The sequence below is a fragment of the Stenotrophomonas sp. CASM101 genome, from assembly GCF_049384845.1.
Classification (GTDB): domain Bacteria; phylum Pseudomonadota; class Gammaproteobacteria; order Xanthomonadales; family Xanthomonadaceae; genus Stenotrophomonas; species Stenotrophomonas hibiscicola.
Map to the genome: position 1 here is coordinate 735599 of NZ_JBMRFR010000001.1, position 24068 is coordinate 759666.

Sequence of the window (24068 nt, forward strand, 5' to 3'; positions counted from 1 at the left end):
CCATGATCGAATTCGGACACCTCACCCACCCCGGCATGCGCCGCGAGCTCAACGAGGACACCTACTACGGTGACAGCGAGCTGGCCCTGTGGCTGGTGGCCGATGGCATGGGCGGGCACGCCTGCGGTGAAGTGGCCAGCGCGCTGGCACGCGAAACCATCGTGCGCGAGATACGCCGTGGCGCGCCATTGGCCCAGGCCATCCGCACCGCCGACGAAGAGATCATCCGCACCTCACGCCGTCGCAATGACAGCCTGCCGATGGGCACCACCGTGGTCGCCGCGCGCGTGCAGGGCAACCGCTATGAAGTGGCCTGGGTCGGCGACAGCCGCGCCTACCTGTGGCGCGATGGACAGCTGGCACAGCTCAGCCAGGACCACAGCGTGGTGCAGGAACTGGTCGCGCAGGGAAACCTGACCGCCGAACAGGCGCGTGCGCATCCGCATCGCAACGTGGTTACCCAGGCGCTGGGCGTGACCGATCCGGCACACCTGAACGTGGCCACCACCAGCGGTGAACTGCGCCCGGGAATGCAGCTGCTGCTGTGCAGTGACGGCCTGACCGAGGAGGTGGACGACCGCAGTATCGCCCACACCCTCGCCTACGAAGATGCCAGCGCGCAGGAATGCGTGGACACGCTGGTCGCAGCCGCACTCGACGGCGGTGGCCGCGACAACATCAGCGTGATCCTGGTGCGCTGCCATTGACCGGTAGATCCACGCCACGCGTGGATGCGGTAATGCCGGCCGCTGGCCGGCTCACCGGGAAACCCCGTATCACGTAGATGCCGGCCAGCGGCCGGCACTACCTCGATGTATTACGCGCTGACGGGTTCTTCCACCTTCGGGCCATCCCACAGCGCGTGGCCGGCCTTCTTGCGCAACCGCTCCAGCCGCGCGGCATGCGCTTCCAGCTCCGACGGCGTGGCCACTACGCGCGGGCGCGGCAGCAGCTTGCTGGTATCGAAGGCCTGCAGCGCCGCACCGGCGCCACCGCCATCGTCATCCCCCAGGCCGAATCCGATCTCTTCCTGCCCCGAGGTCAGCGCGATGTAGACGTCACCCAGGATCTGCGCATCGAGCAGGCCGCCATGCAGCGCACGGTGCGAATTGTCCACGCCCAGCCGCTTGCAAAGCGCATCCAGCGAATTGCGCTGGCCCGGGAAGCGCTCGCGCGCCATCACCAGGGTATCGATCACCGTGCAGCGATCGGTGATCTTCCCGTACTGCGGGCCCAGCAACGACAGTTCGTTGTCGAGGAAGCCCAGGTCGAACGCCGCGTTGTGGATGATCAGCTCGGCGCCATCGATGAAGGCAAGGAATTCATCGGCGATCTGCGCGAAGTCCGGCTTGTCAGCCAGAAACTCCAGGGTCAGGCCGGTGACTTCCTGCGCGCCCTGTTCGAACTCGCAGTCCGGCTTGATGTACTGGTGGTAGTTGTTGCCGGTCGGGCGGCGCTTGAACAGCTCCACGCAGCCGATTTCGACGATGCGGTTGCCCTTCTTCCACTCCAGGCCGGTGGTTTCGGTATCGAGGATGATCTGACGCATGGGCTCAGTTTACCGGGCTGGCGTCGCGGATCTGGATGGCCGCGTTGCGGGCCAGGGTATCCACCCGCTCATTGTCCGGATCGCCGGAGTGGCCCTTCACCCAGCGCCAGTCGATCTGGTGCCGCAGCGTGGCCGCATGCAGGCGCTCCCACAGCTCGCGGTTCTTCACCGGCTCACCGCCGGCGGTCTTCCAGTTCTTGCGGATCCAGCCCGGCATCCACTGGGTCAGCCCCTGCCGCACGTACTGCGAATCGGTGTAGAGCACGATGTTGCACGGCTCGGTCAGCGTCTCCAACCCGGAAATGGCGGCCATCAGCTCCATCCGGTTGTTGGTGGTGTGCGCTTCGCCGCCGCTCAGTTCACGCTCATGGCCCTTGTAGCGCAGCAGTGCAGCCCAGCCGCCGGGGCCGGGATTGCCAAGGCAGGAACCGTCGGTGTGGATTTCGATGGTTTTCAATACAACTCCAGAATCAGGTGGCTACGGTGCCGTGCCAGCGCACCGGCAGCGGTGTCGGCCCGGGCAGGGCCAGCGTGCGCTTTTCAGCATGGAACAGGCAGGCCGCGCGCAGTGGCGCCCACCCGCCCGGGCGACGGCTGCCGGCACCGCGCCAGAGGGGGCCGATGTAACGCATATCGTCGCACTCCAGCCCGTGGCGGCCGAGCAGCAGGCGAATCCGCTGCGGCGTGCGCACCACCAGTCCGTGCTGGCGCCAATGTGTACGGTAGGGGCTGAACGGGTTGAGGCTGCTCAGCCACAGGTGGCCGCCCGGCATCAGCACGCGCTCGCACTCATCCAGCAGCTGGTCGGCATCGCCGGTGGTCACATGCTGCAGCACGATCGCGTTGACACTCTCGTTGGCCAGCGGCAGCGGCAGTGCGCAGCGGGTATCACCGGCATAGCCCTGCCCCTGCCGGAACAGGCGCAGGCCACGCCCGCCGAGCTGCGCATCATCAAGCCAGCACGCGCTTGGCGCGATCCACAACCAGGGTTGTGCCGGCAGCACTGACAGCTGCGGCAGCAGTAATTGCCGCTCCAGCACGCGCAGGGATTCCGCCGGTTCACTGTCGAACCACGGGGTCTGGCTCGCTTGACGGGTGCTCTGCAGCGCGGGCATGGTCCAATTCTATGCGACTGACTGCCCTGCCCGCATTTGCGGACAACTACATCTGGACGTTGATCGACGACGATGGCGCCGCCGTGGTCATCGATCCCGGCGATGCCGCGCCGGTGCTTGCGGTGGCCGATCAGGGCCTGCGCGTGGACACGATCCTGCTCACCCATCATCACGATGACCACATCGGTGGCGTGCCCGCGCTGCAGGCGCGTTTTCCCGGCGTCCGGGTGATCGCGCCGGTCGAGGAGCGCATTCCCACTGCGACCCACCGCGTCGGTGAAGGTGAACGCGTTCAGGCACTGGGCCGGACGTTCCACGTACTATCCGTGCCCGGGCATACCCGCAGCCACATCGCGTTTCACACTGCTGAACATCTTTTCAGCGGAGATTCGTTGTTCAGCCTGGGCTGTGGACGCCTGTTCGAAGGTACGCCGTCCCAGCTGCTGGCGTCGATGCGCAAGCTGGGTGCCCTGCCCGCGCAACTGCTGCTTTGTTGCGCTCATGAGTACACCGTGTCAAATGCCGTCTTCGCGCGGCATGTCGACCCCGCCAACGCTGCCCTGTGGCAGCGCCAAGAGGAGGCTTTGGCCATGCGCCGCGATGACCGTTCCACCCTGCCGGTAACCCTGGCCAGCGAATTCGACTGCAATCCCTTCCTGCGTGTGCACGCGGCGCCGATCCGTGCGTCGGTGGCGGCGCACCTGGGCCGTGACGTCGTGGACGACGTCGACGTGATGGCCGGTCTCCGGCACTGGAAAGACGGCTTCCGCGCATGATGCGCCGAAGTCTGCCGCTGGCCCTGGGCCTTGCGCTGGGGCTGGCAGGAACCGCAGGCGCACAGTCGCTGGGCGCAGGCATCAGCCAGAACCTGACCGCTGCCGCTGCGCTGCCGCTGGATCCATCGGCGCTGCCGGCCGCTTCGGTACGCAACGGCCAGGAGATCTTCACAAGCTTCCGCGACGGCCTGGCCGAGCCCAGCTGCGATGCCGAGGCCACCAGCCCGCGCTGGCAGAAGCAGTTCGCCCATGCTCCCTCACGCCTGGCCAACCAGGATGACGATGCGCTGGTGCTGTTCGGCTACGTGGTCGAAGAGCTGCGCAAGGCCAACCTGCCCACCGAATTCGCACTGATTCCGTTCGTGGAAAGTGGCTATCGGCCCAATGCACGCAATGGCAGCGGTCCGACGGGCCTGTGGCAGTTCATCGCCACCACCGCGCGCAACCATCGGGTGCCCATGTCCAACGGCTACGACGGCCGCCTGTCGGCGGTCGATTCCACCCAGGCCGCGGTACGTTACCTGAAGACCCTGCACGGCATGTTCGGCGGCGACTGGCGCCTGGCCACCATGGCCTACAACGCCGGCGAGTACCGGGTCCTGCAGTCCATGCGCAAGGCCGGCATGAACGCGCAGAACGCCAAGCCATCGGCGCTGCCCGGCCTGTCACCGGTCACCCATGCCTATGTCGAGAAGCTGCATGCCCTGGCCTGCGTGCTGGAGGACGTGGAAGACCAGCCCGGCGTGATGGCCTCGCTGGACCGCACCGTGCCAGTGCTGAAGGACCACACCCTGCCGGCCGGCACCAGCATCCAGCAGTGGGCCGCACAACGCGCCCTGGACCCTGCCAGGATCGCCCGCCTCAACCCGGCCCTGGCCGCCGGCAACCGTGCCTCGGGAACCACCCGGGTGCTGGCCCCGGTCTCGGCCGCCAATGCGACGGTGACGGAAACCGCGACCACGCTGGTGGCCAGCACCGCACCGGCTGCCACGACCACACCGACGCCGCAGGCGGCCAAGACCGTCGCCGCGATTGCCGATCGCCCGCGCAGCCGCCGCCACACCGTGCGCGATGGCGAGTCGGCATGGACCATCGCCCGTCGCTATGGCATGCCGGTGAAGGCGCTGCTGTCACTGAACGGCCTGAGTGGCAGCAGCGTGCTGAAGCCGGGCGCGGTGCTGCGCGTCGAGGACTGACGCGCCAGCCAGGCCCTCCTGTAGAGCCGAGCCCATGCTCGGCTTTTTCATGCCTGCGCGCAGCAGATGCAGTCGAGCACGGCTCGACTCTACAAAAGGCGGTCGAGCAAGCTCGACCACTGCCAAAGCGCAAGCGCGACACAAACGACGCGAAGACAAAAAAGGCCCGGCAATGCCGGGCCTTCTTCGATCTGCTCGCCGCGAGGCTTACAGGTTCGCTTCGGTGGTCTGGATCATGAACTTCTTGCGCATCGCATCCACGTAGGCCTTGGCTGCGGCCATGCCATCGATCTGGCTCAGCTGTTCCTTCAGCTGCTTCTGCTGCTCGGCGGTCACTTCCTTGATGTCGCCCGGGTTGACCTTGTTCACTGCAAACAGCAGCGCGTGACCGTTGACGTCGACCTTGCCGTAGCTCGGCTTGCCTTCGGCCGGCACAGGCGCGCTGAAGATGGCGCGGTTGATTTCCGGGGTCGGCACCGGCTGGCTGCGCGGCAGGCCCGGCATCGGGCTCAGCTGCAGCTTCTCGCTTGCGGCCAGCGACTGCAGGGTGGCGCCCGCCTTCAGCTTGGCCAGCACGGCGTCGGCGGCCTTGTCGCTGGCCTGGCGCTGGCGGTCAGCGCGGATCGCGGCGATCACCTGCTCGCGGGCCTTGTCCAGCGGCAGGGCCTGTTCCGGGGTATGGGCGGCCACTCGGATGACCACACTGTGGTTGGTCGCGCCGCCCAGCGCAATCGGGTCGCTGGCAGTGCCGTCCTGCACCAGCACTTCAGAGAAGGCGGCACGCAGCACGGCCGGGTCAGCGGCGATGCCACTGGCGGTTGCGCGGGTGATCGGCCCGAGGGTCTGCAGCGGCAGGTTGACTTCCTTGGCCGCAGCGGCCAGATCGCTCGGGCTCTTGTTGATGGCATCCACCAGACGACCGGCCAGCTCGTTGAAGCCGCGTTCGCCGTCGGCCTTCAGCTGCTCGGCGGCCAGTGTGTCACGTACTTCCTCGAACGACTTGCCTTCGCCGCCACGCACCGCGGCGACCTTGATGATGTGGTAGCCGAAGTCGGTCTTGACCGGGCCGATCACGTCACCGGCCTTGGCAGCGAACAGTGCGTCTTCGAACGGCTTGACCATCGCACCGCGCTCGACCCAGCCCAGGTCACCGCCCTGGTCCTTGGAGCCCGGATCTTCCGAATTGGCCTTGGCCAGCGCAGCGAAGTCGGCACCGGCCGCCTTGGCTTCGGCAGCGATCTTGTTCGCCTTGGCTTCGGCGCCGTCACCGGTGATCAGGATGTGCGAGGCCTGGCGCTGCTCCGGCGAGGTGAACTTCGCCTTCTCGTCTTCATAGCGCTTGCGCAGGGTCGCTTCATCGGCCGGAGTCGGTGCCGGCAGGTTCGCACCGTTGATCTCGACGTATTCCAGCGAGACGCTCTCGGCCTGGCGGAAATCCTTGCCGTGGCTGTCGTACCACTGCTTGATCTGCGCGTCAGTCACCGGCGCGGTGTCAGCCGGTACTTCCGGCAGCGCGGCCAGTTCGACGTCGCGGGTTTCACCCAGCAGCTTCAGCAGGCGCTCGGTTTCGGCCTGGGTGACAAAGCCCGAATTCTGCAGGCCCGACGGGATCACCGACTGCTGCAGGCTCTCGCGCACCAGTTCCTGGAACTGGGTCGGGGTACGCGGCGGATTGCCACCGGCCAGGGCCAGGCGATAGTTGTTTTCGTTGAACTTGCCGTTCGAATCGAGGAAGGCCGGGATGGTGGCGATGTACTCGCGCACCGCACCATCGCCAATGACAACGCCGGCTTGTTCACCGACCAGGCGCACGACCTGCTCATCGATCAGCTGGTCGAGCACGGCCAGCTTGTTTTCGGTGCTCTCGAAAGCGCGCGGGTCGAAGTTCTCGCCCTGCTGCTGGCGCTCACGCATGCGCTCCTGCTCGAAACGGGTGCGGAAATCCTGCGCGCTGATCTCATGGTGCTGCCACAGCATGCGCACCGGCCACCACGACGGTGCCGAACGCCACCAGGTCGGCGGGGCGGAAACCTTGGCCACGTTCTGAGCGCCAACGCCACCGAGGTAGCTGTTGTCGATCACGAACAGGAACGGAATCATCAGCAGCCCCAGGATCACGGTGACGATCCAGCCTGAGGTCTTGTCGCGGAGTTTCTGCAGCATGGTGAGGAATCACAAGGCCTGATTGGCGAGCCGGGCAGTGTAACCCGCTTCGCCGCAGGGACCAAAAGCAGCGGCGGCGCGGCCTGCGCATCACTTTGCGACGGGCTAAAGAAAAAGCCCCCGGCTTGCGCCGAGGGCTTTTAGAGTTGGCGGAGCGGACGGGACTCGAACCCGCGACCTCCGGCGTGACAGGCCAGCATTCTAACCAGCTGAACTACCGCTCCGCGCTGAAACTTTGCAGGCGCCCAGTATATCCGAAGACTCCCTGGAAACCCAGCCCGATGAACACTTTTTTCAAAGTTTTTTCACAGGGATTTAAGACTTTGCAATGGCGGAGCGGACGGGACTCGAACCCGCGACCTCCGGCGTGACAGGCCAGCATTCTAACCAGCTGAACTACCGCTCCGTTCTTGCAAGAACCTATTCGCCTTCTTCCCGAACCTTCCGGGGAGAAGACAAGGCCCCCAGCTTTAGGCCGGGGGCCTTGATGTAGTGGCGGAGCGGACGGGACTCGAACCCGCGACCTCCGGCGTGACAGGCCAGCATTCTAACCAGCTGAACTACCGCTCCGCATTGTTGCTTTTTTGTTTTCCCATCGGCCTGGACCTGGGAGAAAACAAAGCCTCCAGCTTTTGGCCGGAGGCCTCGTTGAATGGCGGAGCGGACGGGACTCGAACCCGCGACCTCCGGCGTGACAGGCCAGCATTCTAACCAGCTGAACTACCGCTCCACACTCAAACGTTACCGCGGTGCTGTGGTGGGTGCTGAGGGTTTCGAACCCCCGACCCTCTCCGTGTAAAGGAGACGCTCTACCGCTGAGCTAAGCACCCCAGCGAGCCGCTTAGTTTACAGCATCCTTCAGAGCCTTGCCAGCCTTGAACGACGGATTCTTCGAAGCAGCGATCTTGATGGTGTCGCCGGTCTTCGGGTTGCGGCCGGTGCGGGCAGCACGGTCGCGGACCTGGAAGGTACCGAAGCCAACCAGGGTGACCGCATCGCCGTCCTTCAGCGCCTTGGTGATGGCAGCAACGACGGCATCGACAGCGCGGCTGGACTCGGCCTTGGTCAGGTCCGCAGCTTCAGCAACGGCATCGATCAATTCGGTCTTGTTCATTCTCTACAACTCCTTTGGCGGTGGGTTCCGCTTATTCGACAGGGAAGCAACCGCACGCCTTCTGCATGCGGCCGCCATGTGGAAACGGTTCGCCGATTCAGTCATCGCTGACAGCGATCACTCATTCGCGAGTGCTGCTTTTATACCAGTGGCCCTACCCCCACGCAAGCTGGAAAGCCAGCAACGACGCGGGTTTCGGGCCATTGGACGGTGCGCGTCAATGCTTGACGCGCGCACTTCCACTCGGTTTGGCCTTGCTGCGCACCGTGACACGCTGCGCACTCTTGCGTGCCTTCTTCGGTGCCAACGGGCGCTCCAACGCCAGGTCCAGCACTTCCTCGATGTACTTCACCGGCACGATCTGCAGATCGCGGGTAACGTTTGCCGGAATGTCTGCAAGGTCCTTGCGGTTCTCTTCCGGAATGATGACCGTGCGGATGCCGCCCCGCAATGCGGCCAGCAGCTTTTCCTTCAAGCCGCCGATGGCGGTGACACGGCCACGCAGGGTGATCTCACCGGTCATCGCCACGTCGGCACGCACCGGCACCTTGGTCAGCATCGATACCAGCGAGGTGACCATCGCCGCGCCGGCACTCGGGCCGTCCTTCGGCGTAGCGCCATCGGGCACGTGCAGGTGCACGTCGTGCTTCTGCAGGAAGTCGCTGTCGATGCCGAAGCCCACGGCGCGCGAACGCACCACCGACAGCGCGGCCGACGCCGATTCCTTCATCACGTTGCCGAGCTGGCCGGTCAGGATCAGCTGGCCCTTGCCCGGCACCAGTGTCGATTCGATCTGCAGCAGATCGCCACCGACCTCGGTCCAGGCCAGGCCGGTGACCAGGCCGATCTCATTCTCTTCCTCGGCACGGCCGAAGTCGAAGCGACGCACGCCCAGGTACTTGTCCAGGTTCTTGCTGGACACATTGACCAGCGCCTTGGGCTTCTTCGCGCCCTTCTTCGCCTTCACCGGCTGCGGGCCGGCCAGCGCGATCTCCTTCACCACCTTGCGGCAGATCTTGGCGATCTCGCGTTCCAGGTTGCGCACGCCCGATTCGCGCGTGTAGTAGCGCACGATGTCCTGGATGGCGTCACTGCCGATCTCCAGTTCTTCCGGCTGCAGGCCGTTGGCCTTGACCTGCTTGGGCACCAGGTAACGGGTGGCGATGTTGAGCTTCTCGTCCTCGGTGTAGCCGGGGATGCGGATCACTTCCATGCGGTCCAGCAGCGGGCCGGGAATGTTGAGCGAGTTCGAGGTGGCCACGAACATCACTTCGGACAGGTCCAGGTCCACTTCCAGGTAGTGGTCGTTGAACGCGTTGTTCTGCTCCGGGTCGAGCACCTCCAGCAGCGCCGACGACGGATCGCCACGGAAGTCCATCGACATCTTGTCGATCTCGTCCAGCACGAACAGCGGGTTCTTGCTGCCAACCTTGTTGAGGTTCTGCACGATGCGGCCGGGCATCGAACCGACGTAGGTACGGCGGTGGCCACGGATCTCGGCCTCGTCACGCACGCCGCCCAGCGACATGCGCACGAACTTGCGGTTGGTGGCCTTGGCGATGGACTGGCCCAGCGAGGTCTTGCCCACGCCTGGCGGCCCGACCAGGCACAGGATGGGGCCCTTCATCTGCTTCACGCGCGACTGCACCGCCAGGTATTCAAGGATGCGCTCCTTGACCTTCTCCAGGCCGTAGTGATCGGCATCGAGGGTGTCCTGCGCCACCTTCAGGTCCTTGCGCACCTTGCTGCGCTTCTTCCACGGCACGCCCAGCAGCCACTCCAGGTAGTTGCGCACGACGGCGGCTTCAGCCGACATCGGCGACATCTGCTTGAGCTTGTTCAGTTCATTGCGCGCCTTGGCTTCAACCGCCTTAGGCATGCCGGCCTCGGCAATCTTGCGGGCCAGTTCTTCCAGCTCGCCCGGCGCGTCGTCCAGGTCACCCAGTTCCTTCTGGATGGCCTTCATCTGTTCGTTGAGGTAGTACTCGCGCTGGCTCTTCTCCATCTGCGACTTCACGCGGCCGCGGATGCGCTTCTCCATCTGCTGCACGTCGATCTCGCCGTCGACCAGGCCGACCAGCATCTCCAGGCGGTCACCGACGGCCAGCGTTTCCAGCAGGCGCTGCTTGTCGGCCAGGCGCACGCTGATGTGCGCAGCGATGGTGTCGGCCAGGCGCGCCGGCTCATCAATGCCCGACAGCGTCTGCAGCAGCTCCGGCGGCAGCTTGCGGTTGGTCTTCACGTACTGCTCGAACAGCGACATCAGCGAGCGGGCGATGGCCTCGACCTCGCGCGCTTCGCGCTCGTCAGTGGCCTCGATCTCCACCGCCTGGCCGTGCAGCGAGCCGTTGCGCTCGTCGACGTGGGTGACCTGCACGCGCGACAGGCCTTCGACCAGCACCTTGATGGTGCCGTCGGGCAGCTTCAGCAGTTGCAGCACCTGCGCCAGCGTGCCGACCTGGTAGAGGTCGGCCGCATGCGGGTCGTCGGTTTCGGCCGACTTCTGCGCCAGCAGCAGGATGCGCTTGTCCGCCTCCATTGCCTGTTCGAGCGCGTGCATGGACTTGTCACGGCCGACGAACAGCGGGATGACCATGTGCGGGAACACCACTACGTCGCGCAGCGGCAGGACCGGCAGGTCGAGGGTTTCACTTGGGGAACGGGCCATGGGGGCTCCAGGGAAGGGGGAAAACCGCCTCCGGGAGGGCATCTTCCGGAGACAAAAAAAGCCGATGGCCCCGTTATGGGGCCATCGGCTTTCAGATGCAAGGCATTCCTTTAAAATCCTTTCCAATCAACAACCTGGAAGGATCACTCGGCGCCTGCGGCCTTCTGTTCAGGGGCCGCCGGGGTCTGGTAGATCAGGTACGGCTCGGACTTGTGCTCGATCACCGATTCGTCCACCACCACCTTGCTGACGTTCTCCTGCGACGGCAGGTCATACATGGTGTCCAGCAGGACCGATTCGACGATGGTGCGCAGGCCACGGGCGCCGGTCTTGCGCTTGAGCGCCTTCCTGGCGATGGCCGACAACGCGTCCGGACGGAACTCCAGCTCGACATTCTCCATCTCGAACAGCTTCTTGAACTGCTTGGTGATGGCGTTCTTCGGCTCGGTCAGGATCTTGATCAGGGCCGGCTCGTCCAGCTCCTCCAGGGTCGCGACCACCGGCAGGCGGCCGACGAACTCGGGAATCAGGCCGAACTTGATCAGGTCTTCCGGCTCGACCTCAGCCAGCACCTTGCCCACTTCCTGCTTGCGCTCGCTGCTCTTCACCTTGGCACCGAAGCCGATGCTGCCGATGTCGGTGGAACGGGCCTGGATGACCTTGTCCAGCCCGGCGAACGCGCCGCCGCAGATGAACAGGATGTTCTTGGTGTCCACCTGCAGGAATTCCTGCTGCGGATGCTTGCGGCCGCCCTGCGGCGGGACGCTGGCCACGGTGCCTTCGATCAGCTTCAGCAGGGCCTGCTGCACGCCTTCGCCGGATACATCGCGGGTGATCGACGGGTTCTCGCTCTTGCGCGAGATCTTGTCGATTTCATCGATGTAGACGATGCCCTGCTGCGCCTTCTCGACATCGTAGTCGCACTTCTGCAGCAGCTTCTGGATGATGTTCTCCACATCCTCGCCCACGTAACCGGCTTCGGTCAGCGTGGTGGCGTCGGCCATGGTGAACGGCACGTTGAGCAGGCGGGCCAGGGTTTCGGCCAGCAGCGTCTTGCCCGAACCGGTCGGGCCGACCAGCAGGATGTTCGACTTCGCCAGTTCGACGTCGTCGTTCTTCTGCCGGCTCTCGATGCGCTTGTAGTGGTTGTAGACGGCCACGGCCAGGGTGCGCTTGGCGCGGTTCTGGCCGATCACGTACTGGTCGAGGACCTCGAGGATCTCGCGCGGCTTGGGCAGCGAACTGCGTGCCGACTGCGCCTTCTCCTCAAGCTCCTCACGGATGATGTCGTTGCACAGCTCCACGCACTCATCGCAGATGAATACGCTCGGACCCGCAATCAGCTTGCGCACTTCATGCTGGCTCTTGCCGCAGAAAGAGCAGTAGAGGATCTTGCCGGTGTCCGTGGAACGACCTTGGCGGTCTTCGCTCATGCTTCGCTTACCCAGTTACCCCACCCGCTGAACGGGGGTTCGATTCGAGAATAGCACAGGGCCGAGGGGACACCAGTCCCGCCCGACCCTGCAGGAACGGGGCCTCCATGGCCCCGTGAAGGCCGGTCAACCGGCCTGGATCGACTCATCCGGACGACGCTCCAGGACCTGGTCGACCAGACCGTAGGCCTGCGCCTCGAAGGCGCTCTTGAAGTTGTCGCGCTCGGTGTCGCGGGCGATCGTCTCCAGCGACTGGCCGGTGTGCTTGGCCAGGATCTCGTTCAGGCGCGAACGCAGGGTCAGGATCTCTCGCGCATGGATGTCGATGTCGGTGGCCTGCCCCTGGTAGCCACCCAGCGGCTGGTGGATCATCACGCGCGAGTTCGGCAGCGCGTAGCGCTTGCCGGCTTCGCCCGCGGCCAGCAGCAGGGCGCCCATGGAGGCGGCCTGGCCGATGCAGGTGGTGCTCACATTCGGCTTGATGTACTGCATGGTGTCGTAGATCGCCATGCCGGCGGTGACCACGCCACCCGGCGAGTTGATGTAGATGTTGATGTCCTTTTCCGGGTTTTCCGATTCCAGGAACAGCAACTGCGCCACCACCACGTTGGCCATGTGATCGTCGATCGGGCCCACGAGGAAGATCAGACGCTCCTTCAACAGGCGCGAATAGATGTCGTAGGCACGCTCGCCGCGGCTGGTCTGCTCGACCACCATCGGAACCAGGTTCAGGGCTTTGGTTCGGTTGTCCATTACGTGAGGTACCTATCTTGGGGGGCAACAACCCCGCGCCGGCAAAGGCGCGGGGCATCCGGTGATCCGCCGGCTTACTGGCGGATCGCGTCCTGGAACGAGAGCTTCTCTTCGGTGTGCTGGGCACGCTCGGCGATCCAGTCGATCACCTGCTCTTCCATCACACGGTTCTGCAGGCCAGACATCAGCTGGGGGTCGTTGCGGTACATCTCAATGACCTGCTCCGGCTCTTCGTAGGTCGAAGCGATCAGACGCATCGTTTCGTTCAGGCGCTTGGCTTCCAGGCGCAGGTCGTTGATGCGGGCCACTTCACCGACCAGCAGGCCGACCAGCACGCGCTTGGCGGCAGCGTCCTTGAAGCCTTCGTGGGCATCGGCCGGGATCTCGCCGACGTTCTGGCCGTTGCGGCGCAGCTGCTCGACCTGCTGGGCCAGCATGGCGCGGGCTTCGTTCTCGACCAGGCGCGGCGGCATTTCGACCGACGAGTAGGCCGCGATCAGCTGCTCGCCGACTTCACGGCGCAGGCGGTTCATCAGCGCGCCCTTCAGCTCACGCTCCAGGTTGGCGCGGATGTCGCTGCGGAACTGCGCGACGTCGCCACCCTTCACGCCGAAGCTCTTGATGAAGGCTTCGTCGACCGCCGGCACGACCGGCTCGGACACTTCGGCAACCTTGACGGTGACCTGCACGGTCTTGCCGGCCAGCACCGGCACGCGCCAATCAGCCGGGAACTCGACGTCCAGGGTCTTCTCTTCGCCCTTGGCCAGGCCGACCAGGCCCTTTTCGATGGTGTCGAACATCATGCCCTGGCCGAGAACGATCGAGCCCTTCTCGGTGCCCTCGGCCGGCAGGCGCTCTTCGCCGGCCTGCGACCAGGTTTCCACCGCGACCAGGTCGCCTTCCTGTGCACCACGGCTGACCGGGGCCCAGGTACGACGCTGGTTCTGCAGGTTCTCGATCATCTGGTCGATGTCGGCTTCGGTGATCTCGGCGGTGTGACGCACGACGGTCAGCTTGCTGACGTCGATGTCGCCGAAGTCCGGCACCACTTCCACGGTGGCCACGAAGGAGAATTCACCCTCGTCGCCCTTGTCGATGCGCGGGCTGCCGACGACGCGCAGGTCGTGCTCGCGCACGGCCGCGTCGAAGGTTTCGCGCAGCAGGCCGTCCAGCGCCTCGCCACGGACCTGCGCGCCGAAGCGCTGCTCGATCACCTTGGCCGGCACCTTGCCCGGACGGAACCCCTTGATGCGGGTGGTACGGGCGATTTCGCCCAAGCGGCCGGCGATGTGGCTCTGCAGACGCTCTTCCGGCAGCGAGAAGCTCAGGCGGCGTTCCAGGTTGCCGGTGGATTCGATCGAAGCTTGCATGTTGACTCCTGCCACCGGTGGCCCACGCCCCCGGCTCGATGATTGGGATGAAACGGTTGTAAGGACGCGACGTCTGGGACGCGCCTGCTTGCCGCAGCCCTTTAGTTTCGCCCAATTCGGCCTGCACTGCCAGCGCGTGCCGGTCAAGGGGCGCAGATGGCCCGATCAGGGCGGGGACAGGCCGGCACTGGTGCGAAAGGGGGGACTCGAACCCCCACGCCTTGCGGCACTGGAACCTAAATCCAGGGCGTCTACCAATTCCGCCACTTTCGCGTGGCCGGCTCAGGCGTTCATTGTCGCAGGCGATGGCAGGAATCGGAAGGCCTGCACAAAACTGAACATGGCGATCGCGCGGCGCGCGCGTTGGACCACCCCGGGGAGCGCAAGCTGATCCGGGGTGGCAGGGTTCACTGCTGCGGCCTGGCCTTGGCCGGCGCCGTATCGGACCCCGACTCGGCCGCAGGATCCACCTTGCGGATCTCCACGCCCCCGTCTTCGGTGCGCCGCAGTGCCGCCGACTCCGGCGTGGCCTTGCGCACGTCCACCGAACCATCCGCATTGCGCTGCACGTCCACCGCGTCGGGCAGGGCCTCCCCTTCCGCGGGCTGAGCCGGCTGCATCTGCATGGCCTCACCCACCGGGCGCGCCGGAGCGCTCTCGGTGCCAGCATCGCGTTCGACGGTCTGCGCGGGATCGTTGGCCGGCGTGCAGGCCGCCAGTGCCAGCAACGCGAAGGGAACCCACAGCGTGCGGTGCAATCGATTGATATCAGCCATCAACATCTTCCTTCGTGCATGCGCCACTGGCGCGGAAGATCCATTGGGTGCGATACAGGACGCGACGCGGTGAGAAGCAGCGCACAGCATTGAAAACACTGATGACGCGTATGCCCCTGATTTCAGCATCGCTTCAGTAGATCCACGCCATTCATGGATGACGTGCGACCGGGCGTGCAGGCATCCGCACGCTCAACCCGGCGCGCAGACAAGAAAAAAGCCACTTGGCGAACCAAGTGGCTTTCGTCTGGTGGGCTGTCAAGGATTCGAACCTTGGACCTATTGATTAAGAGTCAACTGCTCTACCAACTGAGCTAACAGCCCGAAATCGGGGCGCGAATTATGACCCGATCCGCTCGGTGGGTGCAAGCACTTTTTTCAACGCCGTTGAAACCAGCACTGCGATCCCGCTGCCGTTGCAGATCCGCGCCGAGCGGGGCCTGCAACGCGTGATCCATCCAAATGAAGGAGTCACACTTATAAGAAAAAAGCCACCTAGCGTACCAGGTGGCTTCTGTCTTGGTGGGCCGTCAAGGATTCGAACCTTGGACCTATTGATTAAGAGTCAACTGCTCTACCAACTGAGCTAACGGCCCGTGAAACTCAGACGCACATTGTAGCGTGCATTCTTCTTATTGCAATACCGTTTCGGCTGCGCCGGCACGGTTGAAACAGTGGGGTGGCTGAGGGGATTCGAACCCCCGACCACCGGAATCACAATCCGGTACTCTAACCAACTGAGCTACAGCCACCACTGAAACGCTTGTTCCTGCCGATGCGGCTGGCGACGGAACCTGAAACCTTTGCCTGGAGACTGTCACCGAAGTTCCGGTCCGCCGAAGCGAGTCCGATATTCTGGTGGAGTCTTTACGCTTTTGCAAGCACTTCTTCACATCGGCCGATGCGATCCCGTTACTCGCCGATGGCGCGCCCGACAGGAATCGAACCTGTAACCGCCGGCTTAGAAGGCCGGTGCTCTATCCAGTTGAGCTACGGGCGCCCGAACCGGAACGGTGTCCAATCCGACGTGACGTGGGATTGGTCGGGGTAGAGGGATTCGAACCCCCGACATCCTGCTCCCAAAGCAGGCGCGCTACCAGACTGCGCTATACCCCGGTCTTGCAATCCCCTCGGGCCAGGCCCGGGGAGTCGTTCATTGTGGCCAAGCACATCGTGAGCTGTCAACGCAGGCGAGACCAGCCATGAAACCGCCACGGCGCCATGCGTGGTCATCGGCTATGCTCGCAGACATCGGCCGGACGGCCGTCCCGACCTTTCATTCGCACGGAGAACACGCATGCGCAGCGGCAATCCGGCTCTTTCCGAGTCGACCTTCCTCGACCTCGCCAGCGGCTCGGTGGTGACCAGCCCCGACCAGGCAATGACCCTCAACGGCACCGTCAACAAGACCGGCTTCCTGTTGCTGTTGACCGTGCTGACGGCCGCTTTCGCCTGGAACCAGACCATCGATGACTACGGCCAGGTCATGGCCGGAGCCAAGCTGTATGCCATGGGCGGCGCCATCGGCGGCCTCGTGCTGGCGCTGATCACCGTCTTCAAGAAGGAATGGTCGCCGGTCACCGCGCCGATGTACGCGCTAGTGGAAGGCCTGTTCCTCGGCGCCATCTCGGCCGTGTTCAACGCCAAGTTCCCCGGCATCGTGTTCCAGGCCGTGCTGCTGACCTTCGGCACCCTGTTCGCGCTGCTGTTCGCGTACCGCAGCGGCCTGATCAAGGCCACCGAGAACTTCAAGCTGGGCGTGATCGCGGCCACTGGCGGCATCGCCCTGCTCTACCTGGCCTCGTTCGTGCTGGGCTTCTTCAACATCAACGTGCCGGTGATCCATGACTCCGGCTGGCTGGGCATCGCCTTCAGCCTGTTCGTGGTGGTCGTGGCCGCGCTGAATCTGGTGCTGGACTTCGACTTCATCGAGACCGGTGTCGCCCAGCGCGCGCCGAAGTATATGGAGTGGTATGGCGCATTCGGCCTGATGGTGACCCTGGTCTGGCTATATGTGGAGTTCCTGCGCCTGCTGTCGAAGATCCAGCAGCGCTGAACCGGATAGAGCCATAAACGACAAAGGGCGCCTTCTGGGCGCCCTTTTCTCTTTGTTACGCATCGCTGCATTTCCCGGCTAGCCAGTCGCGCCCACCTGTGCAGCGTAGTGCGCCGCAAGGTGCTCGACCAGCGCGCGCACTTTCGGCGCCAGCGCCCGCGCATGCGGATACAGCGCGAAGTAGCGCCGCTGCCCGGCGTGCCAGGCGGGCAGCACACGGATCAAACGACCGGCGCGCAGGTCTTCCTGCACGGTCAGTGCGGTGAACAGGCTGATGCCCATGCCCGCCAGCGCGGCGGCATACAGCGCCGGCGTTGCATCCACCCGCAGGCGTTGCCCGGCCTCGATGCTCGCGCTGGCGCCGCGCGGCCCCTGCAGCTGCCAGGGCGACATCGCCGCTGCAGGACTGAACCCCAGCAGCGCGTGCTGCGCAAGGTCCGACGGCTGACGCGGCAGGCCATGACGCGCCAGGTAGGCCGGTGCGGCGACCAGGATGCGCGGGCAGCTGGCCAGCTCGCGCGCGACCAGCTGGCTGTCCGGTAGCGAGGCTGCAATACGCAGCGCCAGGTCGAAGCCACCACCGACGACATCGACGAGCTGATCATCGGCCGACAGATCCAGCGCGACCTGCGGGTAGCGCTGCAGGAAGGACGGCAACCAATGCGGCAGCTCCTGGCTGGCCACCACCTGCGGCACGCTGATCCGCACCCTGCCACGGGGTTGCGCCTGCCCGGCGCGGGCACGATCGTCCGCCTCCTGAAGGCGGTCCAGCAGCGTTGCCGCCTCGCGATAGTAGTCGCGCCCGGCCTCGGTCAATGACAGCCGGCGGCTGTTGCGATCGAGCAAGCGAACCTGCAGATGTTCTTCCAGCTGGCGCAACTGCCGTGACATCGCCGAGTGGGTGGTTCCCAGGCGTTCAGCGGCCGCGGTGAAACTGCCCGCGTCAACGATGGCGCGCAGCGCACGCAGGGCGGCGAAGTGATCCATCGGCTAGTGGCTCCACGTTGCGGTGCCCACCGCATGCGGGCCCCGCCAGCTTATCAAGCGCCGTCGCCAGCCTTGCGCACCGGCAACGCCAGGATCGCGTCGGTACTCATGACATCCCCGAACGCGTCTTCGATCTGCGCCAGCGAGGCGTCATGCAGCGCGCGATGGCCGATGCGCTGGCCACCGGCCAGGTCCAGGTCGCGGCTGGCGCTGGCGTCGGACGAGACGATCACCCGGTAGCCACGTGGTGCGGCCGCTGCGTCGCGCGCAGCACCGGCGACGCAGGCATGGGTCTGCAGGCCGGTGACGATAAGGGTGTCGATACCGGCATGCTTCAGCACCGTGTCGAGCACCGCGGCCGAGCTGCCAGCGAACACGCTGACGTTGTCCTTCTGCACCACGGTCTCGCCCTTGCGCGGCTGCAGGTCGCGATGGAAGTCGGCATTGACGCTGCCCAGCGCGAACAGCGGTGCGCCGGCCGGCAACACATGCTGCACGTGGATCACGCGGATGCCGTGGGCATCGGCGAACGCGACCACCCGCTTGGCCTGGCGCAGTGCGGCCACGCCATCGGGAATGACCATGCGGCCACCGGCGAAGCCCGGCGCGGCGCTGGCGTCGAAGTACTCGTTCTGGAAGTCGATCACCAACACCGCAGTCTTCGCCGCATCCAGCGAGGCCGCGACCGGCGCGCCCGCCATATGGCGGATGGTGGGATGGGCCGGCTCGGCGGCGACGACCGGAGTGGTGGCGGCCATGCCGATCAGGCTGGCCAGGCCGAAGGCGGTGAGATTCATGGAGCGACTCCTGTGCAGTGGAAAGTGGGCACAGGATGCGGAGCGAATGGCGCACCAACCAGCCACGTATCGGTACATGATCTGTGCGATTTTTGCACAGACGGCTCATGTAGTGTCGAGCTCTACCAGGCCAGCTTGACCCCATTGAGTCGCACGATCATCGCGTGGTCACGACCCAGCACCACTTCGGCGGTATTGCTGCCCATACGCACGGCACGTGCAAGGCTCGCCGGATACTTCACTGGGACGCCGGCCAGCGTCTGCACATGCTGGGCCGGAGAGATCCTGCTCCTGATCACGAATGCCGCACAGCTGCCTTCGAGCAGATACACAGGCAATCCTGCCGGAAATTCGACCAACCGCAGGATGCGCGCCTCGCTCTCCCGCAGGCTGCGGAGGGGCACCCCATGCCTGCTCAAGCGGCGCAGCGCACGCTGGGCACGGGACCACGGCCAGTAGAAGGTGGCGTAGATCGCCACGCCGATGGCATAGACGGCAACGGCCGCCACGACCCACACGGCCGCCTCAGGCATCTGGAAACATCCTGTTGGTCAAATCCCGCGATTGAAAACGTAGACGGGCCGTACAAGGACGGCCCGTCTTCAACGCTCCGCGTCCCCGACTGGACGTCGCCCGAGGGCGATCTCCAGCCGGAATGCCAGCCGCTTACAGGCGGCTGGCGATGGCCCGGGCAAAGCTCATGGTGGTACCGGTACCGCCCAGGTCGCCGGTCAGCGAATCCTTGGCTTCCATGGTCGCCACGATGGCCTTGCGCAGGCGTTCGGCGTTTTCCGGCTGGCCAATGTGGTCCAGCATCTGCGCGGCTGCCAGCAGCAGCGCGCACGGATTGGCCTTGCCCTGGCCGGCGATGTCCGGCGCGGTGCCGTGCACGGCTTCGAAGATCGCCGCGTCCTTGCCGATGTTGGCACCCGGGGCCAGGCCCAGGCCGCCGACCAGGCCGGCGCACAGGTCGGAGATGATGTCGCCGAACAGGTTGGTGGTGACGATCACGTCGAACTGTTCCGGACGCATCACCAGCTGCATGCAGCAGTTGTCGACGATCATTTCCTGGAATTCGATGTCCGGGTACTGCGCGGCCACTTCACGGGCGACGTTCAGGAACAGGCCCGAGGTCGACTTGATGATGTTGGCCTTGTGCACGGCGGTGACCTTCTTGCGGCCGGTGCTCTTGGCCAGCTCGAAGGCGTAGCGCACGATGCGCTCGGAGCCCTTGCGGGTGATGCGGGTGCCGGAGAACGCGGTCTCGCCGTCGGCAGACACTTCCTGGCCTTCGGCCAGGTAGGCACCTTCGGTGTTCTCACGAACGGTGATCAGGTCGACGTTGTCGAAACGCGACTTGGTGTTCGGGAAGGTGTGGGCCGGACGCACGTTGGCGTACAGATCGAAATGGCGGCGCAGGCTGACGTTGATCGAGGTGAAGCCACCACCGACCGGGGTGGTCAGCGGGCTCTTCAGCGCGACCTTGTTGCGCGCGATCGATTCCAGGGTCACCGCCGGCATCAGGTCGCCGTGCTTTTCCAGGGCCACCAGGCCGGCGTCAGCGTCTTCGTACTCCAGGCCAGTCTTGAGCTGGTCGAGCACGAACAGGGTGGCGTCCATGATTTCCGGGCCAATGCCGTCGCCGCGGATGACCGTAATTTTCTGCGTCATTGATCGATGTTCCGAACAGGGGGAAAAACGCCGTCCGGACGTGCCCGGAAACGCCGGCGCAAAGGAAGTTTCACCGGCAATTATGCCTGAGCCGGGGCCGAGGTCCCAAATAGACCATGGTCCCAGTCCCCGGCTCAGGCAGAATTGCCCGCGCATCCCGCCTTAACCCTGCGCCTGTCGGCGCGCCCCCTTGAACAACAAGGGGGCTCCTGGACTGTTGGATTGCGGGGAAGGCCCCCTTGCAGGTCCGGTAGTGCCGGCCGCTGGCCGGCAACCCCGGCCATGCCGGATTCAGGCGATGCCGGCCCGCGGCCAGCACGCCCCTCAGTGCTCGTGCGCGGCTGGCGCGGCGGCGCCGCCTTCGAGCTGGTCGAGGAAGTCGACCGCGCGGCGCAGGTGCGGGATCACGATGGAACCGCCGACCACCAGGCCGACCGAGAAGGTCTCGAAGAACTCTTCGCGGGTCACCCCGGCGTCCTTGCACTGGGCCACGTGGTAGCTGATGCAGTCGTCGCAGCGCAGCACCATCGAAGCCACCAGGCCCAGCAGTTCCTTGGTCTTCACGTCCAGCGCGCCGGCCTGGTAGGTCTGCGTGTCCAGCGCGAAGAAGCGCCGCACCACCTGGTTCGGTTCGCCCAGGATGCGTTCGTTCATGCGCTTGCGGAAGTCGGTGAACTCGGCGATGCGGTCCTTGCTGCCGTCGTCGGCCGCGCTCATGCCTGACCCTGCCCGGCCAGCAGCGGCTCGAGCTTGCCTTCACGGTGCAGGGCCATCATGTCGTCGTAGCCGCCGACATGGACGTCGCCGACGAAAATCTGCGGCACGCTGGTACGGCGGGTCTTGGCCACCATCTTCTCCCGCTCGGCCGGGTCCAGGTCGATGCGGACCTCGGTCCACTGCTGGCCCTTGCTCTTCAGGAAGTTCTTGGCGGCCACGCAGTACGGGCAGACGGCGGTGGAATAGATGGTGATGGCGGGGGCACCGCCGGCGGTCTGGGCTGTCACGGGAAACTCCACGATGGATCGACGGTCTACATATGGTACCGGTGCGCTGGAATTTCCACGCCACGGCCGCAACACTGTGGATTAACGAATGGTTGCCCCCTGCCCTGCCACGCTTGGCGCGCCCCGCCCGAGGACCCCCTGCTTGCGAGCCCTGCTGCTGACTACCGCCGTCACCCTGGCCCTGGCCGTGCCGCTGGCCCAGGCCCAGGCCCAGGAGAAGCTGCCCGACATCGGCTCCTCGGCCGGTGAGCTGCTGACCCCGGCCCGCCAGGCCGAGTACGGCGCGATGATGCTGCGCGAGCTGCGCAACTATGGCTACCTGCTGGACGACCCGCTGGTGAACGACTGGCTGCAGACCATGGGTACCCGGCTCGGCTCCAACAGTGACCAGCCACGGCAGCCCTATACCTTCTTCGTGATGAAGGACCGGCAGATCAACGCCTTCGCCACCCTCGGCGGCTACATCGGGGTCAATGCCGGCCTGGTGCTGACCGCCGAGCGCGAGGACGAGGTGGCCGCGGTGCTGTCCCACGAAATCGCCCACGTTACCCAGCAGCACGTGCTGCGCGGGGTAGAGCGCGCCCAGCGCGACCAGATCCCGATCCTGCTGGGCATGCTGGCAGCGGTGGTGGCCGCGCAGGCCAGCAACAGCACGTCCTCCGGCAACGCGACCATGGCCGCGATCAGTTCCGGCATGGGCCTGATGCAGCAGCGGCAGATCAACTACACCCGTTCCAACGAGTCCGAGGCCGACCGCCTCGGCATCCGCACGCTGTCGCGCAGCGGCTACGACGTGGATGCCATGGCCGGCTTCTTCGAACGGATGGCATCGGCGATGCGCGGCAACGAAGGCGGCTACAGCGTGCCCGAGTTCCTGCGCACCCACCCGGTCAACATCACCCGCATCAGCGAGGCCAAGGCCCGCGCCGAGCAGATGAAGAAGGACACGGTGCTGCTGACCACCACCACCCCCAGCGGCGAGCGCAGGGAGCGCGTGGACCCGGCCGACCCCAGCCTGGCCGAGCCCCTGCTGCGCGGAAACAACCCGCTGCTGCCCAGCAACGTGCTGCGCATCCCGATGGGCCAGCTCAGCCGCGGCGCCAGTGGCGACTTCGACTGGGCGCGCGAGCGCCTGCGCGTGCTCAGCGCGGACTCCGCGCCCGAGCTGGAACGCGAGTATGCCGACCTGGCCAAGCGCCAGGAGGACGGCCTCAACGATGCCCAGCGCTATGGCCAGGCGCTGGCTGTGATGCGCGGCGGTCGCGCCGGCGCCACCCAGGCCCGGCAGACCCTGGCCGGCCTGCTGCAGGCCCGGCCGGACAACCTGTGGCTGGCGCTGGCGCTGGGCGAAGCGGAGTCACGGGCCGGCCAGGCCGCCCAGGCCAACAGCCGCTTCGAGCAGTTGCTGCGCCAGCACCCCAACAGCCGCCCGGTGGCACTGACCTATGCCGAGATCCTGAACGAACAGGGTACCCGCGAGGCCGGCCAGCGCGCGCAGGCCATGCTGCGGCCCCTGCTGTCGCAAAGCGGTAACGATCCGGTCTTCCAGCAGCGATATGCCCGCGCCAGCGAGCTGGCCGGCGACAGCGTGCGTGCCAGCGAGGCCTATGCCGAGGCGGCCTTCCTCAGCGGACGGCCGGAGCAGGCGCTGCTGCAGTTGCAGGCGCTCAAGCGCAACCCGGCACTGGATTACATCGGCCGTGCGCGGGTTGACGCGCGCATCGAATCGATCACCCCGACCGTGCTGGAGCTGCGCCGCCAGGGTGTGCAGGATCCGGACCTGGACCGGCGCTGAGCGCTGCATGACCGGCCGATGGCAGTCCCAGCCGGTTCCAGGCCGGGTAGTCACAAACATGTCATCAAACCGTAGTCTACTGGCACCACTCCAGTAACCGAGCCCTACGGTGTCCTCGTGCAGAAACGCATCCTGATCGTCGATGACGAGCCCGCGATCCGTGAAATGGTCGCCTTCGCCCTTCGCAAGGGCGATTACGAACCGGTCCACGCCGGCGATGCCCGGGAGGCCCAGACTGCGATCGCCGACCGCGTCCCCGACCTGATCCTGCTGGACTGGATGCTGCCCGGTACGAGTGGCCTGGACCTGGCCCGTCGCTGGCGCAAGGAAACGCTGACCCGCGAAGTGCCGATCATCATGCTGACCGCGCGCGGTGAAGAGAACGACCGCGTTGGCGGCCTTGAAGCCGGCGTCGACGACTATGTGGTCAAGCCGTTCTCGGCGCGCGAACTGCTGGCCCGCATCCGCGCGGTGATGCGCCGCGCCCGCGAGGACGACGAGGACGGCAGCGTGGCGGTCGGCCCGATCCGCATCGATGGCGCGGCGCATCGCGTATTCGCCAATGACCAGCCGGTGCCGATCGGCCCGACCGAATACCGCCTGCTGCACTTCTTCATGACCCACCCGGAGCGCGTCTATACCCGCGCCCAGCTGCTGGACCATGTGTGGGGCGGCAGCGTGTACGTGGAGGAGCGCACCATCGACGTGCACATCCGCCGCCTGCGCAAGACGCTGGAACCGTTCAACGCCGAGAACATGGTGCAGACCGTGCGCGGCGCCGGCTACCGTTTCTCCACTGCCACCTGAGTCTCGTCGTGCCGGCGCCAAGCACCTGCGGGTGCCGG

At 65.5% G+C, this 24068-nt stretch carries 22 protein-coding genes and 11 tRNA genes; 6 read left to right on the plus strand and 27 right to left on the minus strand.

The features are described from left to right. Nucleotides 1-2 precede the first annotated feature (2 nt). The gene (locus tag VG543_RS03585) at nt 3-707 is read left to right on the plus strand and encodes a PP2C family protein-serine/threonine phosphatase (protein ID WP_423177744.1); all 705 of its coding nucleotides are present in this window, start codon (nt 3-5) and stop codon (nt 705-707) included. Between the two features lie 110 nt (nt 708-817). Here VG543_RS03585 and dnaQ read toward each other — a convergent pair whose 3' ends face one another. Genes dnaQ through VG543_RS03600 form a run of 3 tightly spaced genes read right to left on the minus strand, consistent with a single transcriptional unit; the run spans nt 818 to nt 2664 of the window. Next, nucleotides 818-1549, minus strand: coding sequence for a DNA polymerase III subunit epsilon (dnaQ, locus tag VG543_RS03590; RefSeq protein WP_019659520.1), 732 nt, complete (start codon nt 1547-1549; stop codon nt 818-820). Nucleotides 1550-1553: 4 nt separating this feature from the next. Next, nucleotides 1554-2006 (minus strand): ribonuclease HI, encoded by a 453-nt coding sequence (gene rnhA, locus VG543_RS03595; RefSeq protein WP_019659521.1) that lies wholly within the window; start codon nt 2004-2006, stop codon nt 1554-1556. Nucleotides 2007-2019: 13 nt separating this feature from the next. After that, a complete protein-coding gene (locus tag VG543_RS03600; RefSeq protein WP_019659522.1) occupies nt 2020-2664 on the minus strand; it encodes a hypothetical protein in 645 nt (214 codons plus the stop codon). A gap of 11 nt (nt 2665-2675) precedes the next feature. Between VG543_RS03600 and gloB the strand changes: the two genes are divergently transcribed. Together gloB and VG543_RS03610 are read left to right on the plus strand one after the other, a co-directional pair. After that, a complete protein-coding gene (gene gloB / locus VG543_RS03605; protein ID WP_021204521.1) occupies nt 2676-3440 on the plus strand; it encodes a hydroxyacylglutathione hydrolase in 765 nt (254 codons plus the stop codon). Next, a complete protein-coding gene (locus tag VG543_RS03610) occupies nt 3437-4636 on the plus strand; it encodes a lytic transglycosylase domain-containing protein (protein ID WP_019659524.1) in 1200 nt (399 codons plus the stop codon). Before gloB ends, VG543_RS03610 begins: the two co-directional genes overlap by 4 nt. Before the next feature lie 207 nt (nt 4637-4843). On the opposite strand, the gene VG543_RS03615 is transcribed toward VG543_RS03610, so the two are convergent. From VG543_RS03615 to VG543_RS03700, 18 genes are all read right to left on the minus strand, one after another. Next, on the minus strand, nt 4844-6799 hold the full coding sequence (locus tag VG543_RS03615; protein ID WP_423177746.1) for a peptidyl-prolyl cis-trans isomerase: 1956 nt from the start codon (nt 6797-6799) through the stop codon (nt 4844-4846). A 147-nt stretch (nt 6800-6946) separates the two neighbouring features. Beyond that, a tRNA-Asp gene (locus VG543_RS03620) sits at nt 6947-7023 on the minus strand. 105 nt (nt 7024-7128) lie between these two features. Then, a tRNA-Asp gene (locus VG543_RS03625) sits at nt 7129-7205 on the minus strand. An 87-nt stretch (nt 7206-7292) separates the two neighbouring features. Then, nucleotides 7293-7369, minus strand: a tRNA-Asp gene (locus tag VG543_RS03630). A gap of 83 nt (nt 7370-7452) precedes the next feature. Next, nucleotides 7453-7529, minus strand: a tRNA-Asp gene (locus VG543_RS03635). 25 nt (nt 7530-7554) lie between these two features. Further along, nucleotides 7555-7629 (minus strand) — tRNA-Val (locus VG543_RS03640). A gap of 11 nt (nt 7630-7640) precedes the next feature. Beyond that, entirely contained in the window at nt 7641-7913 is a 273-nt protein-coding gene (locus VG543_RS03645; protein WP_005408270.1) for an HU family DNA-binding protein, read from the minus strand. A 217-nt stretch (nt 7914-8130) separates the two neighbouring features. Next, a complete protein-coding gene (lon, locus tag VG543_RS03650; protein ID WP_021202276.1) occupies nt 8131-10581 on the minus strand; it encodes an endopeptidase La in 2451 nt (816 codons plus the stop codon). A 143-nt stretch (nt 10582-10724) separates the two neighbouring features. Beyond that, on the minus strand, nt 10725-12014 hold the full coding sequence (clpX, locus tag VG543_RS03655) for an ATP-dependent Clp protease ATP-binding subunit ClpX (protein WP_049466059.1): 1290 nt from the start codon (nt 12012-12014) through the stop codon (nt 10725-10727). 126 nt (nt 12015-12140) lie between these two features. Next, the gene (clpP, locus tag VG543_RS03660) at nt 12141-12767 is read right to left on the minus strand and encodes an ATP-dependent Clp endopeptidase proteolytic subunit ClpP (protein WP_019659528.1); all 627 of its coding nucleotides are present in this window, start codon (nt 12765-12767) and stop codon (nt 12141-12143) included. A gap of 74 nt (nt 12768-12841) precedes the next feature. After that, a complete protein-coding gene (gene tig, locus VG543_RS03665; RefSeq protein ID WP_019659529.1) occupies nt 12842-14137 on the minus strand; it encodes a trigger factor in 1296 nt (431 codons plus the stop codon). A gap of 188 nt (nt 14138-14325) precedes the next feature. Then, nucleotides 14326-14410 (minus strand) — tRNA-Leu (locus tag VG543_RS03670). Nucleotides 14411-14544: 134 nt separating this feature from the next. After that, entirely contained in the window at nt 14545-14913 is a 369-nt protein-coding gene (locus VG543_RS03675; protein WP_019659530.1) for a hypothetical protein, read from the minus strand. 248 nt (nt 14914-15161) lie between these two features. Next, nucleotides 15162-15237 (minus strand) — tRNA-Lys (locus tag VG543_RS03680). 196 nt (nt 15238-15433) lie between these two features. Next, nucleotides 15434-15509 (minus strand) — tRNA-Lys (locus VG543_RS03685). A gap of 79 nt (nt 15510-15588) precedes the next feature. After that, nucleotides 15589-15665 (minus strand) — tRNA-His (locus VG543_RS03690). A 171-nt stretch (nt 15666-15836) separates the two neighbouring features. Beyond that, nucleotides 15837-15913 (minus strand) — tRNA-Arg (locus VG543_RS03695). 39 nt (nt 15914-15952) lie between these two features. After that, a tRNA-Pro gene (locus tag VG543_RS03700) sits at nt 15953-16029 on the minus strand. Between the two features lie 181 nt (nt 16030-16210). On the opposite strand from VG543_RS03700, the gene VG543_RS03705 reads away from it, so the two are divergent. Continuing rightward, nucleotides 16211-16969, plus strand: a complete 759-nt coding sequence (locus VG543_RS03705) for a Bax inhibitor-1/YccA family protein (protein ID WP_021202979.1) — start codon at nt 16211-16213, stop codon at nt 16967-16969. A gap of 78 nt (nt 16970-17047) precedes the next feature. Here the strand turns inward: VG543_RS03705 and VG543_RS03710 are convergent, their stop codons facing one another. The 6 genes from VG543_RS03710 to grxC form a co-directional block, all read right to left on the minus strand. Then, entirely contained in the window at nt 17048-17956 is a 909-nt protein-coding gene (locus VG543_RS03710) for a LysR family transcriptional regulator (protein WP_019659532.1), read from the minus strand. A gap of 53 nt (nt 17957-18009) precedes the next feature. Continuing rightward, nucleotides 18010-18753 (minus strand): cysteine hydrolase family protein, encoded by a 744-nt coding sequence (locus VG543_RS03715; RefSeq protein ID WP_171952406.1) that lies wholly within the window; start codon nt 18751-18753, stop codon nt 18010-18012. Between the two features lie 122 nt (nt 18754-18875). After that, complete coding sequence (locus VG543_RS03720) at nt 18876-19286, minus strand: hypothetical protein (protein ID WP_251103209.1); 411 nt, start codon at nt 19284-19286, stop codon at nt 18876-18878. Nucleotides 19287-19419: 133 nt separating this feature from the next. Then, entirely contained in the window at nt 19420-20424 is a 1005-nt protein-coding gene (locus tag VG543_RS03725; protein ID WP_058980324.1) for an isocitrate dehydrogenase, read from the minus strand. A 324-nt stretch (nt 20425-20748) separates the two neighbouring features. After that, nucleotides 20749-21141 (minus strand): carboxymuconolactone decarboxylase family protein, encoded by a 393-nt coding sequence (locus tag VG543_RS03730; RefSeq protein WP_005408260.1) that lies wholly within the window; start codon nt 21139-21141, stop codon nt 20749-20751. Next, a complete protein-coding gene (grxC, locus tag VG543_RS03735; protein ID WP_019659535.1) occupies nt 21138-21428 on the minus strand; it encodes a glutaredoxin 3 in 291 nt (96 codons plus the stop codon). Before grxC ends, VG543_RS03730 begins: the two co-directional genes overlap by 4 nt. A gap of 88 nt (nt 21429-21516) precedes the next feature. Between grxC and VG543_RS03740 the strand changes: the two genes are divergently transcribed. Together VG543_RS03740 and phoB are read left to right on the plus strand one after the other, a co-directional pair. After that, the gene (locus VG543_RS03740; RefSeq protein ID WP_193743837.1) at nt 21517-23223 is read left to right on the plus strand and encodes a M48 family metalloprotease; all 1707 of its coding nucleotides are present in this window, start codon (nt 21517-21519) and stop codon (nt 23221-23223) included. A 117-nt stretch (nt 23224-23340) separates the two neighbouring features. Further along, complete coding sequence (phoB, locus tag VG543_RS03745; RefSeq protein ID WP_005408258.1) at nt 23341-24030, plus strand: phosphate regulon transcriptional regulator PhoB; 690 nt, start codon at nt 23341-23343, stop codon at nt 24028-24030. The last annotated feature ends 38 nt before the right edge of the window (nt 24031-24068 follow it).